This is a genomic window from Arachnia rubra (genome assembly GCF_019973735.1).
GTDB classification, from domain to species: Bacteria; Actinomycetota; Actinomycetes; order Propionibacteriales; family Propionibacteriaceae; genus Arachnia; species Arachnia rubra.
In genome coordinates this window covers 3,075,139-3,093,014 of record NZ_AP024463.1, presented here as the reverse complement: position 1 = coordinate 3,093,014, position 17,876 = coordinate 3,075,139, and the positions used below count along the sequence as shown (strand labels likewise).

Below are 17,876 nucleotides of genomic sequence, written 5' to 3'. Positions count from 1 at the left end.
GTCGGATGAATGGATGACAGTCACCCAGCAGGCCAGAACCCCATTTGCTGGTGCCGTCGTGCCTCGGCTAGGCTTTGGGCCTACATGGAGGTGTCGCCTAGTCCGGTCTATGGCGCCCGCCTGCTAAGCGGGTTTGGGACTTAATCCCATCGCGGGTTCAAATCCCGCCACCTCCGCTGAGGTGTTCAGCCCAGGTCCCCGGTCGCAGGACCGGGGACCTTTTCATCTCTATTTCTTCTATTCGTCTATCGGGCGGGAAGCGCACCTTGCCTGGTGTCAGGTTACCGCCCGACATCAGGCAGGGGATTCGGAATCGGATCCGGGTTCAGCGCGACCCAGGCGACGGCGAGTTCACTGACGCGGTTGACGGCATGCTCATCTATGATCCCCTGCATCAGGACATCTGTTAGGTCGTTTGCCTCTGTGAGCTGTTCTCGGGGCAGCGGCGTTCCTGAGGCGAGGATGTCGCACATTCCCTCAGCCAGGGCATCGTAGGCATCATCCCAGTTGCCCCCACCGTTGCCGAGAATCTCGTTCCCGATCTTTCCGCTGATGCGGATCACCTCTCCTTGAGCGGTAGCTGCGCGTCCCGACCCAGGCACAAGCGAATCCCACAAGGCGCTGTACGCCTGCCTCCACGTCCCCTGCGGCACATCAATGCGACTTACCCCGTCGTGGATATGGATCGGAGCGACGGGCGGAACCTCGCAGATCTCGAATAGGCGATCCAGAGCCTCGCTGGTTGCGTCGAGCGCCTCGCCGCGATGACCGCAGGCGAGGGCGCGCTGGAAATCCTTGCCGATGGGTCTGAGCAGGGAGGCCTCTTCGCCGGTGAGCTGAGCCCCAGCAGCCATGAGCCGCTCGACGACGGGGAGCATCCACCTGGCCAGATAGGTTTCCCCGCTACGCAGCACAAAGGTAATGGCGCTGTAGCCCTCCACGGGCCATCCGCTCGCACGCCGAGTGGCATCCGCGCCAGCGGCAAGGAGAAATTCTATGGCCTCCAGGGAATGTAGCTCAGCGGCTGTGTGCAGAGCGGTTCTGCCATGGTGATCGGAGGCATCGACGTCGGCTCCCAGGCTCAGCAGCAGTGGGATCTGTTCCGTCTGCCGGGCGGCACGGGTGTGTAGAGGGCGATCGCCGTACCTGTCCTCTGCGTTGATGTCCTCGCCACGCTCGACGAGCCATTTCACCACCTCGTCGGGACACGGAGTGAAATGTAGTAGAGACTTCTGATAGTAATCATCTTCCCGGGCTCCGACCTGGCAGTGTGAGAGGTCTGCGGATATCTTTTCGAGGTCGCCGCTGGCTAGAAGATCCGCGATTCCAGCGGGAAGGATATTGCTTAATTGAGGCATGATGCTCTCCTCTGAGTTTTTGGTGGCCTGCGCTGGTCGGTTGGCCACATTGTACTTGCTGCTGTTTAGCGTTGTCCATGCCGGCATAATCTGATTTCTTCTTGGTGGTTCAGATAGATTTCTTTGTGATATATCTGACCCGGAATATTGGGTGCTGAATGGGTAGTTTCTGAGGGGTGAACCTGTCGCATGATAGAGTAAAGTTAGCAAAAGCAAATATATGAGATTCATTCATGGCTGTGTGTAATTCGATGCTGAATATGAAATCTATATGACATTGACTGCCAAATGAAGTGGGTCTCATGCGTAACCGGAAAGGTGGGAAGAATGTATGTTGCGTGAGAAGCTACGTGGACGGTTTCCACGAGGGATGATCGCTGCGGCCATGGCTCTTGCTCTGGGAGGTGGGGGCCTGATGGTGCATGCTGTCCCGGAGGCTCAGGCGGCAGATCGCCTCAACAGTGTCTATCAGTTCAAGGATACGAATTATCCTGTCCCGGACAGCAATGTCCTGTGGGTGGCGACGGACGGCAGTGACAGCAATCCTGGAACCGAGGCCGCGCCCCTTCGCAATATCGGCGACGCGGTGAAAAAGGCCAGCGATGGCTACACCATCGTCGTCAAGAGTGGTGTCTATCGTGAGGCCCATTTCTTCGTCAACAAGCCGAACCTGACAATTCAGGCGGCGCCTCATGCCGAGGTGTGGCTGAAGGGCAGTGATGTCGTCGAGGGTTCGCAGTGGGCGAAGGACGGTAAAGCCTGGAAGACCACGGGCAAATTCAACAATATGTGCCATGTCTGCACAGTCAATGTTGATCCCAGCGTGGAGGGTCTGGCCGCCTATCCCGAACAGGTCTTCATCAATGACAAGCCACTCCGCCAGGTCGCGTCCAAGGAGGAGGTCACGGAGGGTACCTTCTTCGTCGAGGACAAGACGCCGACCACGGCGAAAGACCCGAAGAACAACAAGGCCGGCCTGAACTACGGCGCGGAGGACGAGATCACCTACTACGTCGGCTCCGACCCGACGGCGGGCACCACCGAGATCTCCGAGCGGCCGCGGGCTTTCACGTCTGTGGGTGCGAATTTCGCCTGGAAGGGCATCAACGTCTCCCAGTACGCCCCCGTCCAGGAGTGGGGCTTCGACAGCGTGAAATACCCAGGTCTCAACGGCACCTCGGCGGCGTCGGTCAACCAGGCGAACTCCGTGGTGCAGGACTCGATCTTCGCCCAGAGCTCAACCATCGGACTCAACCTCGACCAGGCTGAGGGGACGCGCGTTGTCGGCAACACGTTCATCGACAACGGGGCCAATGGTGCCGGAGCGAACAAGGCGCACGGCTCCTCGTATGAGGGCAACACCTTCACGAACAACAATGCCGCGGGTTTCGAGGCTCGTGGGACGGTGTGCAAGGCCTTCTGCACCGTCTCGGACATCAAGGTCACGCACATAGAGAACTTCTCCTTCCGTGACAACATCGTCGACTACTCGCAGCTGGGCCGTGACTCCTCGGACGCCGCCAATGCGAAGGAATACCGTGCTCCGTCCTTCTGGTGTGATGAGGGGTGCATCAACACGACGGTGACGGGGAACTTCTTCACCAATGTGCCGCACGCCATCTTCTACGAGGTGTCCGGCAGTGGCGTCATCGCCTCGAATATCATCGAGGGCAGCGGCAAGGGAATCGGCATCTCCAGCAGCAATGATGTCAAGGTCTACAACAATTCGATATCGCGCACATTCCAGCCATTCGAATTGTTCGAAGATACACGCATCAATGGCTGCAACAGTTTCTCCGATGGCAAATGCAATAGCCCGGAGAAATGGTCGATGAGCAAGAAGCTGCCGTGGGATCTGAAGAACATTGAGATGTACAACAACATCATCTCGTCCCGCGCCTGGGTGTCGAATGACGGCAGCGAGCCCTATTACGCCTATCCGGTGCGCACCACTGGCGCCACCAACCAGGATGGCACCGTCGTCACCACCAACGACATGTTCAAGGGATTCGACTACAACGCGTACTACCGCAGCAGCCAGCAGAATGAGCCGGGGCTGTTCACGTGGGACTACCCGGGTGGCAATCCCATAGATCAGGTCTACAAGTCCGCGGCTGAGATCTCCAAGGACTCCCGGGTCAGCTCCAGCATTGACGGACGGGACGCGAACTCGCTCGACACCTTCGGGTCGCGTCAGGAGAATCCGTACTTCGTGTCGGAGGCCGGGAACAACAACGACTACAAGAAGAGCGACTACACCATCAAGGCCGGCAGCCCCGCCGAGAACTCAGGCAAGCCGCTGCCGGAGGACGTCGCCAAGGCGATCGACCCGAGCGGCCAGAGTGTCAAGGCCGGGACGCCCGTTAACCGGGGTGCCCTCCTCAACCCCATGATGAAGGCTGGCGGCTGACATTCGCTAGACCCCTGTCTGTGCCCCGTCGGTTCGCCGGCGGGGCACAGGGTTTCCGGGTGGTATGTGCTTTCGCTGCTGGCGTCCGGGGGTTTTGCCAAGCGTCCTGGGGGCGCGTATAGTTACCTCTCGCCCAAGCGCTCGTAGCTTAATGGATAGAGCATCTGACTACGGATCAGAAGGTTGGGGGTTCGAGTCCCTCCGAGCGCGCGTGAAGATCGGCTCACCCAGTCCGAGCGATCTGAAAGACCAGCATCAAAGCCTCCGTTTTCCTCAGCCGGGGCGACGAGGACCCACAGGTCTCGCCGCCCCAGCTTTCTTGACACTAGCGTCCGGTTTCCCGTTGCCCGCGGACCTCACGGGTTGCGGCGACGAGATTGGCCAGGGACGCCTCGGTCTCGGCGTAGCCGCGGGTCTTGAGGCCGCAGTCCGGATTCACCCACAGACGGCCGGCGGGAACCGACTCGGCGGCGAGCGTGATGAGCTCACGCAGCTCCTCGACGGAGGGGACGCGCGGAGAGTGGATGTCCCAGATGCCGGGCCCGATGCCGTGGTCGAAGCCGTGCCTGGATAGCTCAGGCAGCACCTCCATCCTGGAGCGGGCGGCCTCGATGGAGGTGACGTCCGCATCAAGGCCGGCTATCGCGTCGATGATCTGCCCGAACTCCGAATAGCACAGGTGCGTGTGGATCTGGGTGCTTGGCCGCACGGAGGACGTCGCCGCGCGGAAGGCGCCGACCGACCACGCCAGGTAGTCGCCGTGGTGCGCCGCATCGAGGGGGAGCAGCTCGCGCAGGGCCGGTTCGTCGACCTGGATGACGCCGATGCCCGCAGCCTCAAGCTCCTCGACCTCGTCGCGCAGGGCCAGCCCGATCTGGTCCGCGACCTGTCCAAGCGGCAGGTCATTGCGCGGAAAGGACCACGCGATGATCGTCACCGGTCCCGTCAGCATGCCCTTGACGGGCTTGTCGGTGAGGGATTGCGCGTAGGTGGCCCACTCGACGGTCATGGCCTGCGGGCGTGCGACGTCTCCCCACAGGACCGACGGGCGGGTGCAGCGCGAGCCATAGGACTGGACCCAGCCGTTGCGGGTCGCGGCAAAGCCGTCGAGGAGTTCCGCGAAGTACTGGACCATGTCGTTGCGCTCGGCCTCGCCATGGACCAGGACATCCAGGCCGATCTCCTCCTGCAGCCTGATGACCGATGCGATCTCGGCCTTCATCCGCTTGACGTAGTCGGCGTCGGAGAGCTCCCCGCGGGCATTGGCCGCGCGGGTCCTGCGGATCTCGCTCGTCTGCGGGAAAGATCCGATGGTCGTGGTCGGCAGGTCCGGCAGGTCGAGGCGTTCGCGCTGCGCGGCCTCGCGTGCCGGGAATTCCTCGCGCCGGCGATCCGCCTCCGCCAGGGCCGCGACGCGTTCACGGACCTCGGGCCGGACGACGCCGGGCGCCTGGGCGCGCTCGGCGAGCACCCGGGAGGACTCGGCGATCTCGTTCGCCACCGCGTCCCAGCCCAGGTCGAGGCCGCGGGCGAGCGTGACGACCTCGCCGACCTTCTGGTCCGCGAAGGCCAGCCACGCGTGGAGGTTGCGGTCGAGCTCCTCGTCGTCCCAGGTTTCAAGCCCGGTGTCATGGGGGACGTGCTGCAGAGAGTTCGTGGTGGCGACGGTAACCCGCGCGGCCCCGAGCGCGCGGGCCTGATCGAGGAGATCCCGTGCCCGGGCGAGGTCGGCACGCCAGATGTTGCGGCCATCGATGGCGCCGACGACGAGGGTCACGCCGGACAGGTCGGCGCTACCCGGAGCCGGCAGCCGACCGCGCCCCGCGTCCACGTGGATGGCCTCGACGCCTGAGGCGGCCAGCGCCGCCACGGCACCGGTGCCGTCGCCGTACGGGGTCGTCACGAGGATCGCGGGCCGCTCCACTCCAGCCTGCGCCCCAGCAAGAGTCCGATACGCTCGTCCTGCTGTCTTAGCCAGCTCTGCGCGTGGGTGCCCGAGGTTGTCCGAGACGAGGGCGGGTTCGTCGAGCTGCACCCATGGGGCGCCGGCTGCGGCGAGTGCACGCAGCACGTCCGCGTAGGCGGCCACGACCTCGTCGATCCGGGAGAGCGGATCGAATCCCTTAGGCGCGTCTGTGCTGGCCTTCGCGAGCGCAAGATAGGTGACGGGGCCGACCAGGACCGGGCGGGTGACGTACCCCCAGCTGAGCGCGTCGGTGAACTGCCGGACGATCGTATTGTCGGTGAGGGAGATGGGGGTCTGTGGTCCGATCTCGGGGACGAGGTAGTGGTAGTTGGTGTCGAACCATTTGGTCATTTCCTGCGGCGCCACCCCCGCGTCGCCGCGTGCCAGCGTGAAGTACAGGTCGAGGCCTTCGCGGCCGCGGAAGCGCTCCGGGACCGCCCCGAGTAGGAGTGTGATGTCCAGGACCTGGTCGTAGAGCGACGGCGCGTCGGCCAGCGAGGCATCCGAAGCGCCGAGTCCGAGTTCGACGAGGCGCGCCAGGTTGGTCTTGCGTAGCTGGGCCTGGGCATCGAGCAGGGCGGCGTCGCTGATCCGGTCGGCCCAGCGGGCTTCGAGAGCCTTCTTCAGTTCGCGGCCGCGGCCGATGCGTGGATAGGCGAGGATGGAGGCTGAGGGGAATGGAGGCATGGGTTCTCCTGGGTGTGGTACGTGGTTGTGGGGTGGCACGCGAGCGCCCAGCAGCAGGTATGCCGATGGGACATGCCAGGGTTTTGCTCAAGAAACATCCGCCGTCGTATGTGCGTGGGCGGAGCTGGTTCAGGTCAGGCGCGCATTCGGGCGCGAGCATTCCCGCGGCGTGTGCGGGTGGTGATCGACGGCCCGGTCATGGGCCCAGTGTGCCTGACCCGTGCCTGCGGCGGACCGGATCCCGGATGCTGGGATGGCGACCTCAGCGGGGCTGTCACGTCGTGGGGGGACGTGGAGCTGGTGATCCGCCAGTGCGGCATGCTCGTGTCATGAGCGATCTCAACGAGCCCAACACCAGCCCCGAACATCTGCTCGCTGAGGTGGTGGCGAGTCACTTCATCAACGCGAGGGTCGCCGAGCAGGACGGCGACCAGGTCGTGGTGCTGGGGGAGGGGCTGCCGACGATCGAGTGCCATATCAACTCGATGCAGGAGGTCCTGCCGCACGGGACGTTCATCATGCTGATCATCCGGGGCGGGGCGCTCGGTCCGCACGGGGCGACGGTCACCGCCAGCGGCTACGGCGAGAATATGCATCACGCGCTCGTCGCGGCGGGGTGCAACTGGGCGTGCGCGTTCGGCCCGGTGCTGCTGACCGGGATCGGCCGCGCCGACCTCATCAACACGCAGGACCCCGACGTCGAGCAGTTCGAGGCCACCGTCGGCGGGCGGCGCTACCTGGTGACGATGAGCCGTCTGGACCGTGGTCTGGGCGCTGGGATTGGCAGCGACGAGCTGGCGGCCTGCCGTCTGCAGATCGGGGGATCCCAGGCCCTGACGAGGGCGGTGCTGGCCAGCGGGGCCCTCCCCGCGTCGCGGTCCGGGGACGTCATCCCGCTGGGGTGCTTCCTGGGCATCGGGCCGACGATTTCCTCCGAGGTCAAATACGGTCTCGGTGACTGGGCTCCCGCGTGTGCCGTCTGGGACAACCTCCCCACCCAGGCATCGGGCTACCGGATGCTGCGTGAATGGGCGATCCTGGCGCCGGTCGAGCCTGCCCCGCCCCTGACCCGCGAGTCGTTGCAGCGCACCCTCGACCTGCTGCGTGCCGCCGGCGACAGTCCCCAGGGCGAGGCCGGCTGGCTGGGAGGCCGTCACCACGGCATGAGGCTCGGCGTCCCCGCTACACCCGCGCAACTGGCCTCCTGGGGGCCGCTGCCGCCCGATGCCCGCTGGTACCTGGAGACGATCGCCGCTTCTGGGGCCGGGCCCGGCTACGGACTCGACCTGAAACACTTCGAGGATGGCTGGCTGCACCTGGCCGCTGCCGGCTGTGGTGCTAGCTGGCTTCTCAACCTCGGCGACGGATCGGTGTGGCTGGACTCCCGCGCCTGCGATGATGACGTCAAGCAGGTGGCCCCTGGGTTCGCGTCCTGGTACGAGGCCTGGCTCGACAATGCGATCCGCGGCGGCGGGCCCTTTGCCCAGTGGGAATACCGGGTTGACGCGGCGTACCAGATGCTGGTGCAGGCCGCCCGCCACTACGACGACGTTGAGAACCTGCTGGGGTCAGACTTCCGGGTGAATATCAAAGGACCTGACGGGACAACCGTCGGGCCCTGCCACGCCTGCGAGGCCCTCTACGACCAGTGCGGGGTGCCGAGCACCGTCTTCAACCCTTCGAAGTAGGTTCCCTGGATGCGGTCATCAGGTTCCAGACCAGGTCGTCCTCATAGACTGGGATATCGGTGGCGACCCGGCCCTCCGCGAGCCGGATCACACGCTGGCAGCAGGCTGCCACGAACTCGGCGTCGTGGGTGATGACCAGCAGGGCATGGCCTGCGGCCGCCAGCTCCCTCACCAGTCCAGCCACCGCCCGCATGCCTACCAGGTCGAGGCCACTGGTGGGCTCGTCGAGGATGAGCAGGGACTTGCCGCTGGCGATGCAGGCTGCGATGGCCAGTCGCTGCTTCTGCCCGCCCGACAACGTGGCGGGATGCCGTCCAGCCAGCTGCGCCAAGCCCAGGCAGTCCAGGATCTCCTGGGTGTGCTCTGCCGACGGCACCCGGGCCTTGGGCAGCCCCAGGGTCACCTCGGCCTGGACGGAGTTGGCGAACAGCTGATGCCCGACGTCCTGGAAGACGATGGCCGAGGCCCGGTTCCGGTCCTTGACGAAGGCTGCACCGCCACGCATCCGAATTGTTCCCGCCGATGCCCGGTGCAGTCCGCACAGCACCCGCGCGAGCGTCGACTTCCCCGCGCCGTTGCCGCCGGTCAGCGCCACGGTCTCCCCGCTCCGCACCTCTAGGTCGACGCCATGCAGCACCTCCTGCCTCCCATAGCGTGCTCGCAGCCCCCGGGCTTGGAGGAACGGTTCCGGGGAGCTTCCCGTGCCTCGGGGGGAGGTCGCGCGGACTTCGCGGATATCTGTGGTCCGTAGCCCTAGCCCGGCCAGCCCGTAGGAGTCCAGAGCAGCGAACTCCACAGGAGCCAGCCGCTGGGCGATGCCCCCGCCGGCCATGACCACCACCTCGTCGACGACGTCCAGGAGCCACCACAGCCGGTGCTCGGTGACCAGGATCGCAGCCCCCTTGCGTTTGGCGTCGAGCAGGTAGCCGCGCAGGGCCCTGATCGACTCCAGGTCGAGGTTCCCGGTCGGCTCGTCCAGCACCAGGTTCCGCGGGTGCGCGGCCCAGGCGCTGGCATAGGCGATGCGCTGTCTCTGCCGCCGGAGAGGGAGAAGATTGAACGATCTGCCAGCGTAGACAATCCGAGTTCTGAGATGGTGGCATCGGTGCGTTCCCGGATCTTCTCCTCAGGCCAGCCCATGCTCTCCAGCGTGAAGGCGACCTCGCCGGTGGAGTCGACGTTGAAGAACTGGGTCCGCGGGTTCTGGAACACCGACCCGACGCGCTCGGCCACTTGCCAGCTCTCCAGCCCGGCACAGTCTTCGCCATCGATCAGCACCTGCCCGCTGAGCTCCCCGGGGAAGAAAGCGGGCGCGAGCCCGTTCGCCAGCCGGGTGATGGTGGTTTTCCCGCATCCTGACGCTCCGCAGACCAGGACGCACCGGCCGTCGCTCACCGTCAAGTCGATCCCACGGACCCCTGGGGCCTCAGAGGCCGGGGTGGGGTCGGCCTGCCGGTAGGTGAAGGTGACGTCACGCAGCTCGATCATCCGACGCCTCCCGGCAGGCCGGCCATGGGCAGGGCAAGCGCGACCAGGACGGCGAGTGCCCCGGCCGTCATCAGCGCCACATCGATGGCCCGCAACTCGATGTGGGTGTAGCAGGTCCGGTGTGCCGGGTTCTCGATCCCGCGGGCGACGGCAGCCATCGAGAGCTCGTCGGCGAGAACGGATGCGCTCATCATCAGGGGTACGTAGAGGCATTCCGCCGTGAGGGCCGGGTGCCGTAGGAAACCGGACGGGCCAAGCGAGATCCCGCGTATCCGCATGGCGTCCCGTAGATGTCGCCAGTCCTCGCGGATCGCTGGGAGGTAACGCATCATCACTGCGAGGGGAATGGTCACGGCCCGGGGCACGCGCATCCGGGAGAACGCCGCCATGAGCTCGTTGACGTGCGTCGTCGCGACGACCCCCGCGCCCAGCAGTGCACACGGCAGCACTTTCCGCAGCATCACCAGGAACGAGACGACCGTGGTTGTGAAGATTCCCAGGTCGAGAGGCTGCGCTAGCACGGAAACTCCTATCAGCGTGGCATATCCGGCGGCCAGCAGCGTGGCTATCCCAGGCCGTCCGAGCGCTGCCGTCAGGGTGGCGACGGCAGCCATCAGGCCCAGCTCATACCAGTGCGACGGCGACAGCAGCACGGCCAGGGCGCACGCCAAGAGGAGGAACAGCTTCGTCCGGGGATCAAGACGCAGCCTCCCGTGCCTCGGGTTGCTAGGCCGTGACACCGGCCTTCTCGAACTGTTTGCGCAGCAGCTTGAGGCCGGCCATGCCGCTGATGAGCGCGCACACCACGTTCAAGATGATCATTCCGGCCAGCACCCAGCCGGTTCCGGTGGCGGTCATGGTGGCCATGTAGTCCTGGCTGGAACCCCGGCCGGTGAGGTACTCGGAGTAGGCGGCAGGGGTGATCCATAACATCAGGTAGGAGCCCAGGGGATTCAGCGAGAACACCACAAAGCTCAGTAGGTTGAGGCTCCGGTTCCGGAAGTCCCCGGCACCGGCGATGAGGTCGGCCACGATCCCCAGCGCGAACAGCGCCACCGCCCACAGCCAGTACATGCCGGTGACGAAGATGACGATCGCCTCGATGGCACCGAGGACCATGACCGGGCCGTGCTTGGGAACCTTGGCGATCAGCAGCAGATAGACCGGCCCGGTGAGCAGTGCTGCACCCGCAGGCATCAGGAAGGTGAGTACGGGATTCGGGGCGAAGAACCCGCCCCCGGCCATCATGAAGACTAGGTGGAGCGCTGTGAAGATCCCGGTGATCACCAGGTCACGCGCCGTCAGCCCCGATTGCTGTGCACCCGTCATGGTCTTCATCGCAGTCTGCCTCCTAAGGTTTGCCTAACGAATTTTCTGGGTCAGCGTATGGTTCACACTGGGTTGACGGAGCTTGACCGGCGCAGGATGCGTCCGGGCGCCGTTGCACGGCGTCTGATCGCCGCACTGCGGCCGTGGCTTGTCGATAGGAGCAGCTGGGTATGGACACCATCCACGGCGGATCCCTCAGGGTCTCCGGGTTCCATGAGGTCACCTCGCCTGAGGGGTTCTGCCCGCTGTGGCGGTCCTACTCCTCCCAGGAAGGCGCGATTGGCTTCTTCCACGTGCTGGCCCCGCATGACGGCTGGCAGATCGCCATCCACGATTTCACCCTCGTCCACGACATGATCTTGGGATTCCCTCTGCCCGAGTACCTTTCCGTCACCTGGCATGACTCCATCGCGGGAGAGGATCTGACGACGGGACGGCGCATCCAGCCGAAGAGCCTCTGGGGTTTCTACAGCGACGGGGCCTGGCGCGGTCGCATCCGCGGCGGGGTGCCGGTCCGGTCTGTTGGCATCGAGGTGAAGCTTGCGATGTCCCGCGACTACCTGGAGCAGGAGTACGGTGGACAGTTCGAGCACGTCCGTGACGCCTTCGTCTCGCTGAGCGACATGACCGACTTTCCGGAGCTGCGCTCCCTGCTGCAGGGACTGTGGCCCCTCGCCGGGGACGAACGGCGCAGCAGCCTCTACTACGAGGGCAAGGTGCTCCAGGCGATGGGACTGATCATCGAGCGCACCAGGATCCAGCAGACTGGGCGGAGGAGATCATTGCCCCGACGTGACCGGGAACAGATTCTCAGAATCGTCGAGCACATCGACCAGGACCCGGCCGCGGTGCCGCGCCTCGCCGACCTGGCCTGGGAGACCTGCATGAGCCCGACCAAGTTCAAGGAGAGCTTCCGGGTGGTGACGGGGTTGTCGCTGACCCGCTACGTGCGTCGCGCCCGGGTTGAGCGGGCCGAGGTGCTGTTGAGACAGCCTGAGGCCACAGTCCAGGGGATTGCTCGGGCTGTTGGATACAGCCGCGCATCCAGCTTCTCGGAGATGTTCCGGAGCGAGACGGGGATGTCACCGAGTGAGTATCGTCAAGAACGAGCGAATCCCTGGCGACCTTGACCTGCCTGCGGCTACCCTCGAAAGATGCCTGGTGACTCCCCGCCGCCTCTGGACCTGAGGCCAGTGCGGTTCGAAACCCAGCTGGGGGAGCTGACCTCGCCCGTGGTCATCGAGTTCGAGGACACGTCGCTGCGGGTGCTGACCATCCGGGGACGGCAGGGCGAGATGGTCAAGCTGCTGATGTCGCGGGCCGGGGCCACGCCGGAGTTCCTGGAGGCGCCCAGCCGGCTTGAGCTGGGCGACCTGGTTGTCGCTCATCTGACGTCCCGGCCGGTGCGGGCCTTCGCCCTCCCGGAGGGCGTGGTGGCTCACCGGTTCCGGCCGGGAGTCCTTCTGGTCCGGGCGGTCGCCGGCATGGTCTTCACCTCGCTGGCGGTGTTCGGCCTGGGGACCGGCATCTGGCAGACCTGGCAGGGCCTGCTGGCTGCGCTCCTGTTCGTCGCTGTGGTCGCCGGGGCGGTGCCGCTGCTGGCGAGGTGGCCCGCGTTACGGCAGGTGTATGCGACTGGCGAGGGAAACTATGCGCTGGATACCCTCCTCGACGACCGTCCAGCCGCGAGAGCCGCCGTCGCGCTGGTGGACGGCATCAAGGAGGAATACGGGCGGCTGCTGACCGACCTCGCCTACCGCATCGAGACGCCCGCGCTCTTCGACCCGGCCGACGAGCTGACCCGGCACCTCACCACCGCCCTGATCCGGTGGGACACGACCCACGAGACCCTCGACGGGTCCGAGCTGGGAACCCTGGCAGCTGAGGTCCGCGTCGCCTTCGAGGCCGCCAGAGACCATGCCGAGGCGGTGGGGCTACGGCATCTGCCTGAGGAGGCCCGGGAACCGGCGGGCCGTGCGCTCAAGGCCGCGCGGGTTGCCGCCGGCACCGACAGCCCGGGGGAGCGGGAAGCGGCCCTAGAACAGGTGACCGGTATCCTCGACTCCCTCGCCCTCTACTATTTGCCCCGTCCCAGCCAAGTGCGGCGCATGCTGGAGGGTCGCGCCCTGCTGGCGCTGCCGGGCCGCCGCAGTGTGGAAGAGGGCCGGGTGGAGGAGAAATGACCTTTGAGCTGTGGCAGCGGGTCCCCCTGAACACCAGCATGTTCGCGGTCGACAAACTTTCCCTGCTGGTGCTGGTCAAAGACAAAGAGGAGATACTGGCCAGTGTCCGGGGAAATTCAGGACAGAACAACTTTGTCTTCTACGCTCCCATCTCCAAAGCCGATCACCCGATTCCCTATTACAGCCCGCAGGACAACCTCGGCGCATTGATGAGCGAGGTGGCGAAATCCAGCGATATCGAAATGATCGCGATCCCACCCATCCAATGGGGATCGGAGGCCTTCTCCCTGCGCAATCCCGCGAACCTCAAGCGGTTGGCGGCGATCGTCGGCGGACTGGCGCTGATCGTGGTCGTGGGCGTGCTCAACCCGCTGTACCTGACGTTCATCACGCCGCTGTATGGCGTCCTGATCTCCTTGATGTATTCCCGGGGCCGGCGCTCCGGCACCAAGACCACCCAGATCGCCGCGGCAGGTGAGATGCGACTGGACGGCAGCAATATCGTCGGATATGCCCTGGCGCGCAGTCGCGGTGAGCATCCGCAATTGCCGACGGACGCCCAGCGGCGGGCTGACATCGTCAAACGCGTGGAGGACCTCAAGGAGGAGTACGGACGGCTTTACTCCGACCTGGTCTATCGCATCGAGAATGCGGCCCTGTTCGACTCCTCCGCTCCGCTGACCTCGGAATTCCTGGTGCTGCTTTCCCGCTACGACCTGGAGGGCGACACCCTCCCGGTCGGTGACCTCGACGACCTGGCTGCGGAGCTGGAGATCAGCTACGTCACCGCCCGCGACCACGCGGAGACCGCCGGGATGCGGCACCTCCCTGCCGAGGCCAGGGCAGATGCGGACCGCGCGGCGAAGGCGGCCCGGCTGGCCGCCAAGACCACGAACGACGGGGAGCGGGCTGTGGCGCTGGAGCAGGTCCGGCGGGTCCTGGAGTCGCTCTCGCTGTACTACCTGCCGGCCAGCCTGGTGCGCCGCGGCATCACGGACGGCGGCCAGTGATGCGGCGGATGCTGAAGAGGGCCGTGGTCCTGCTGTTGGGCCTGGCCTCGCTGCTGGCGACCCTGCACGTCGCCCGGGCCGCGATCCCCGGGATCCGCGGGACCCAGGCCGTCTCCAGCCAGCTGACCTGGCTGCGCCGAGTGAACCCCCGGGCCGCGCCTGAGATGCAGCGGTTGTTCCCAGAGGGGGAGTTCTTCCAGTGGGCGCTGTCCGGGCTCGCGGCGGGCAGGCTTGCCCGGGACGGCGTCGACCCAGCGGACAACCTCGCCCTGCTTGAGGAGGCCATCGCGGCGACCGGGGCGTCGCAGGTCGTGGACCGGTTCGGGGCTGGCGACCCGCTTCCGCACGGTGCCTTCTACCACGGCTGGCGGCTGTTGCTGCTGGTCGACCGCGCGGCCCTGACCGGCGACCCCGCCCAGCGGGCGGAGGTGGAGACCGAGGCCCGCCGGATCCTGACGGCCCTCCAGGCTGACCCGCTGCCGGCCTCCTACCCGGGGCGGGCCTGGCCGTGCGACGTGGTGGTCGCCCTGGCGGCGGCCCACCGGGCGGCGGGACTGGTGGAGCTGCCCGGGCTGCCGGCCGTGACGAGGCAGTGGTTCGCGGCCGTGGAAACCCACCGCGATCCCTCGGGCCTGCTGGTCCACCGGCGCGGTGGCGACGTGGCCAGAGGGTCGTCGCAGGCGATCATCCAGGCCTTCCTGCCTGACATCGACCCCGTCCGGGCCGCCCGCGAGTGGCGGGTCTTCAAGGAGCAGTTCGTCGTCTCGGAGCTGGGACTGGTCGGTGTCCGGGAGTATCCACGCGGCGTCGCCGACGACGGGGACGTGGACTCCGGCCCGCTGGTTGCCGGGGTGTCGGCCAGCGCCTCGGCGGTGACCCTGGCCGCCGCCCGCCGCAACGGCGACCTTGAGCTCGCGAAGGTCTTGGACCGGGAGGCCGACCTGCTGGGCCTGCCGCTGCCGATGGGCTCTGGCGCCGCTTTCGCCCTGGGGCTCATGCCGGTCGGGGACGCCTTCGTCGCCTGGGCGCGATCAGCCCCGCTGGGCGCGGCCTTGGACGTTCCCTCACCGCAGCCCTGGTTCTGGTTGTTCTGGCTGCTCGCCCTGGTGCCGGGCGTGGTCGCGCTCTGGATGTGCCGACGTCGGATAGCTGGTCTCGTCGCCCTCCGCCGGCCTGGTAGCGCAGGTAGGCGTGAAGAGTGCCAGCACATCAAGGACGGTGCCAGTGAACCAGGCGGATCTGTCATGAATGAGACGACTGTCGGCCGGTGAGTTTGCTGCGCTCCTAGCGCACCTCCGGGACTGGGCGGGGCCAGGCACCCAGGTTCTGCCAGACGAAGTCGGGCACGCGTCCGAAGAAGCCGACGAGGAAGGACAGCACCGCCTCGATGTTCTGCGGCCACCAGTCATTGTCGCCACCTATGAGGATGCGACCCTCTGAGATGTTGAAGCTGACGGGGCCCGACGCCATGAGGTACTCCATCTGGCGCTGGTGGATCACGTCGGAGGCGAAGCGAGGATTGGCGGAGCGGATCTTGAACTGCCGGTTGAACTCCTCCCACTCGAACTTCTGCTTCTTGCCGAAGAATCCCCAGTTGGCGGAGAGGTCCATGAAGGGGAATCCCGGACGGAATTCGCACAGCATCTCCTCGTGGTGCTCGGTGTGGGTTTGGGTGTTCCCCTGCCCGTCGGTGGTGGTGTACGTCGTCTCCCAGGTGTGCGTCAGCCGCAGGAAGGAGATGTTCGCCGCCGTGCCGTAGATGATGTCCTTCGCCTTGTGGTTGCTGCCGCCGGTGGTGTGCCCGATCTGCTGCAGGTAGGAGTCGTCCCGGGGTAGATAGGTCCAGTCGTCGTGTCCGTAGACGCTGAGCCCGGGCGGTGGGGGAGGCCCGGCGAACTGCTCGTGGGGCAGCGCCAGCAGGGCACCGCGAGCCTGCGCCATCACCTCGACGACCGCCGCCAGCTCCTCAGCCTTCTTCGGGGCGTCGATGAGCACCAGGTCCTGGTGGTCGATGCTGAGACGCCAGGGTCCCTGCAGCTGGGGAGCCAGCGCGGCCCCGTAGGCCTGCGCCACCCGAGGGTCGGGGGCGGTGGCCGTCGCGGCGCCGTACTGGACTGGGGCGGGGGCCAGCGGCAGGTCCGCCGAGCAGGCAGGACCGGTGACCTCGCCGGGCAGGTAGGGCGCGGGCAGCGGCATCCGCACCACATAGCCGGCGCTGCGCCAGTTCGTGCAGCGGTACTTGAAGGCGACGAAAGGCGTCGCCTGGTCGCGGGAGGCGCCGTGGATGGCGTCGTCGACTGAGCGACCGAAGCCGATGCCGAACGGCGGCACGTTGAGTCCGTTGGCGACGTCGATGGGCGGGTTCGAGTCGAATTCCCAGCCCAGCGCCTTCAACGACTTTACATAGCGGTAGCGGACGATCCCCCAGATAGCCAACCCGATGAGCGCCAGAGCGAGAAGCACCAGCAGGATGTTGATGAAAATCGCCATACCCCGATACTGCCAGCCGGCGAGCGCATGGCCACCGTCGGCCTGCAAGATAGTCGGCGCTTTGTGGCGGCAGACGCGTCTGAAATGTCGCTGATGAGTGGTGGTGATCTGATGATCCCGGGCAAGCATCATGACGTTAAGGTGGACGGGTGAGGACCACAGTCAACATTGCAGACGATGTTTACGCTGAGGTAGAGCGTCTTCGCCGGGAGGCTGGCCTGGGCCCCAGTGAGGCAATCAATGTGCTCGCGCGCAGAGGCATGAGGACGGATGAATCTCCCGTACCCTATGTGCACCGCAGCGGCAGGCTAGGGCTCCGTCTCGATGTCTCCAATATCGGGGACCTCCTGGATGCCCTGGAAGACGATGGGCAGCCCGGTGATCGTTGACGCCAATATCCTCCTCTACGCCGTTGACGAGGCTTCTGCACATCACCTGGCGGCTGCGGAATGGCTGACCTCGGCCCTGAACGGGAACACCCGGGTCGGTCTTCCGTGGCAGACACTGGGCGCTTTCGTCCGCATCAGTACGCATCCACGTGTGGCGGCTTCCCCGTTGAGCGCGGCTGAGGCGCTAAGCTGGATTGAATCGAGTTCGGCAGGCCGCTTTGCGTGGGTTAGTGCCCCTGCAGCCATCTGAAGCCAGGGGACGTCCGGGGCGAGCGCGGGAAACGTCACGAGGACTTCGCCGTCCTGGCAGAGCGCCGGCCCAGCCAGCGGGGGACGCGTCGCTGGTAGTCGCGGTATGCACGTCCGAAGCGGTCTTCTAGGGCTTTCTCCTCGGCTGGGATCTGGTGGCGGTCGATGAGCCACCAGAACACGAGCGCCGGCACTGCCGACGCTAGGTGCCGGCGCGCCACGGTGTGGGCCAGCAGCATGCCGGTCATGCCCACGTACATGGGGTTGCGTGTGAACTGGTTGGGGCCGTCCACCACCAGGGACGTCGCCTCGCCGGCTCTGTGGGGGTTGACGGTGGTCCGGCTGCGGAGGAAGCTTCTCAGACTGCCCGCCAGCAGCCATGCTGAGACCCCGAGGACCGGGAGGCCAACAGCCAGGGACCATGGCGTCGCACGCCGGCCCCGGGAGATGACGGCCTGCGCCAATCCCGCCGCAGCCAGCAGGACCGCCGGAGGCATCCGCGGGCCGCCCTCGGCCTGCTGCTTTTCCCCGGGCTGGGGGTTTTCCGCCCCGGTGCAGCTGTGCTTGCGTCCGTTCATGGCTGAAGCCTACCCGCGGTGCGGACGGTCGATCCTGCCTGTGGCTAGGCC

General features: G+C 66.0%; 15 protein-coding genes, 2 tRNA genes and 1 pseudogene. 10 read left to right on the top strand and 8 right to left on the bottom strand.

The window, feature by feature from the left end; translation table 11 throughout:
• Positions 1–86 precede the first annotated feature (86 nt).
• A tRNA-Ser gene (locus SK1NUM_RS14010) sits at positions 87–176 on the top strand.
• A gap of 105 nt (positions 177–281) precedes the next feature.
• Here SK1NUM_RS14010 and SK1NUM_RS14005 read toward each other — a convergent pair.
• Positions 282–1,358 carry an ankyrin repeat domain-containing protein gene (locus tag SK1NUM_RS14005; protein WP_212323410.1) on the bottom strand — a complete coding sequence of 359 codons (1,077 nt, stop codon included), beginning with the start codon at positions 1,356–1,358 and terminating at the stop codon, positions 282–284.
• A gap of 415 nt (positions 1,359–1,773) precedes the next feature.
• Between SK1NUM_RS14005 and SK1NUM_RS14000 the strand changes: the two genes are divergently transcribed.
• Entirely contained in the window at positions 1,774–3,768 is a 1,995-nt protein-coding gene (locus SK1NUM_RS14000) for a right-handed parallel beta-helix repeat-containing protein (protein ID WP_212323408.1), read from the top strand.
• A gap of 137 nt (positions 3,769–3,905) precedes the next feature.
• Positions 3,906–3,978: transfer RNA gene (locus SK1NUM_RS13995), tRNA-Arg, on the top strand.
• Between the two features lie 115 nt (positions 3,979–4,093).
• Here SK1NUM_RS13995 and metE read toward each other — a convergent pair.
• Positions 4,094–6,421, bottom strand: a complete 2,328-nt coding sequence (metE, locus tag SK1NUM_RS13990) for a 5-methyltetrahydropteroyltriglutamate--homocysteine S-methyltransferase (RefSeq protein WP_212323401.1) — start codon at positions 6,419–6,421, stop codon at positions 4,094–4,096.
• Between the two features lie 329 nt (positions 6,422–6,750).
• Here metE and SK1NUM_RS13985 point away from each other — a divergent pair, with 329 nt between their 5' ends.
• On the top strand, positions 6,751–8,109 hold the full coding sequence (locus tag SK1NUM_RS13985; RefSeq protein ID WP_212323399.1) for an SMI1/KNR4 family protein: 1,359 nt from the start codon (positions 6,751–6,753) through the stop codon (positions 8,107–8,109).
• Here the strand turns inward: SK1NUM_RS13985 and SK1NUM_RS13980 are convergent.
• The 4 genes and pseudogenes from SK1NUM_RS13980 to SK1NUM_RS13965 all read right to left on the bottom strand — a co-directional run bounded on the left by SK1NUM_RS13980 (position 8,093) and on the right by SK1NUM_RS13965 (position 10,935).
• Positions 8,093–9,091: an ATP-binding cassette domain-containing protein gene (locus SK1NUM_RS13980; protein WP_212323396.1), complete on the bottom strand. Its 999-nt coding sequence runs from the start codon at positions 9,089–9,091 to the stop codon at positions 8,093–8,095. The genes SK1NUM_RS13985 and SK1NUM_RS13980 overlap by 17 nt on opposite strands.
• Before the next feature lie 110 nt (positions 9,092–9,201).
• A pseudogene (locus SK1NUM_RS15530) lies at positions 9,202–9,597 on the bottom strand (ABC transporter ATP-binding protein); the annotation flags it as partial.
• The gene (locus tag SK1NUM_RS13970) at positions 9,594–10,337 is read right to left on the bottom strand and encodes an energy-coupling factor transporter transmembrane component T (RefSeq protein WP_212323395.1); all 744 of its coding nucleotides are present in this window, start codon (positions 10,335–10,337) and stop codon (positions 9,594–9,596) included. The gene SK1NUM_RS13970 and the pseudogene SK1NUM_RS15530, both read right to left, overlap by 4 nt.
• Positions 10,324–10,935, bottom strand: coding sequence for an MptD family putative ECF transporter S component (locus SK1NUM_RS13965; RefSeq protein ID WP_212323391.1), 612 nt, complete (start codon positions 10,933–10,935; stop codon positions 10,324–10,326). The genes SK1NUM_RS13970 and SK1NUM_RS13965 overlap by 14 nt, the downstream gene beginning before the upstream one ends.
• Positions 10,936–11,096: 161 nt before the next feature.
• Here SK1NUM_RS13965 and SK1NUM_RS13960 point away from each other — a divergent pair, with 161 nt between their 5' ends.
• From SK1NUM_RS13960 to SK1NUM_RS13945, 4 genes are read left to right on the top strand one after another with little or no spacing between them, the layout of a single operon-like run.
• Positions 11,097–12,056, top strand: coding sequence for a helix-turn-helix transcriptional regulator (locus SK1NUM_RS13960; RefSeq protein WP_212323389.1), 960 nt, complete (start codon positions 11,097–11,099; stop codon positions 12,054–12,056).
• A 24-nt stretch (positions 12,057–12,080) separates the two neighbouring features.
• Complete coding sequence (locus SK1NUM_RS13955) at positions 12,081–13,109, top strand: hypothetical protein (RefSeq protein WP_212323387.1); 1,029 nt, start codon at positions 12,081–12,083, stop codon at positions 13,107–13,109.
• Positions 13,106–14,119, top strand: a complete 1,014-nt coding sequence (locus SK1NUM_RS13950) for a hypothetical protein (RefSeq protein ID WP_212323386.1) — start codon at positions 13,106–13,108, stop codon at positions 14,117–14,119. The genes SK1NUM_RS13955 and SK1NUM_RS13950 overlap by 4 nt, the downstream gene beginning before the upstream one ends.
• An 8-nt stretch (positions 14,120–14,127) precedes the next feature.
• A complete protein-coding gene (locus SK1NUM_RS13945; RefSeq protein WP_212323385.1) occupies positions 14,128–15,390 on the top strand; it encodes a hypothetical protein in 1,263 nt (420 codons plus the stop codon).
• A 13-nt stretch (positions 15,391–15,403) separates the two neighbouring features.
• Here the strand turns inward: SK1NUM_RS13945 and SK1NUM_RS13940 are convergent, their stop codons facing one another.
• A complete protein-coding gene (locus SK1NUM_RS13940; RefSeq protein ID WP_212323380.1) occupies positions 15,404–16,609 on the bottom strand; it encodes a hypothetical protein in 1,206 nt (401 codons plus the stop codon).
• A gap of 27 nt (positions 16,610–16,636) precedes the next feature.
• Between SK1NUM_RS13940 and SK1NUM_RS15275 the strand changes: the two genes are divergently transcribed.
• Positions 16,637–16,762 (top strand): hypothetical protein, encoded by a 126-nt coding sequence (locus SK1NUM_RS15275; RefSeq protein ID WP_263407055.1) that lies wholly within the window; start codon positions 16,637–16,639, stop codon positions 16,760–16,762.
• Positions 16,759–16,998, top strand: a complete 240-nt coding sequence (locus SK1NUM_RS13935) for a CopG family transcriptional regulator (protein WP_212323378.1) — start codon at positions 16,759–16,761, stop codon at positions 16,996–16,998. Before SK1NUM_RS15275 ends, SK1NUM_RS13935 begins: the two co-directional genes overlap by 4 nt.
• Before the next feature lie 284 nt (positions 16,999–17,282).
• Here SK1NUM_RS13935 and SK1NUM_RS13930 read toward each other — a convergent pair whose 3' ends face one another.
• Positions 17,283–17,825: a methyltransferase family protein gene (locus SK1NUM_RS13930; RefSeq protein ID WP_212323377.1), complete on the bottom strand. Its 543-nt coding sequence runs from the start codon at positions 17,823–17,825 to the stop codon at positions 17,283–17,285.
• Positions 17,826–17,876 lie beyond the last annotated feature (51 nt).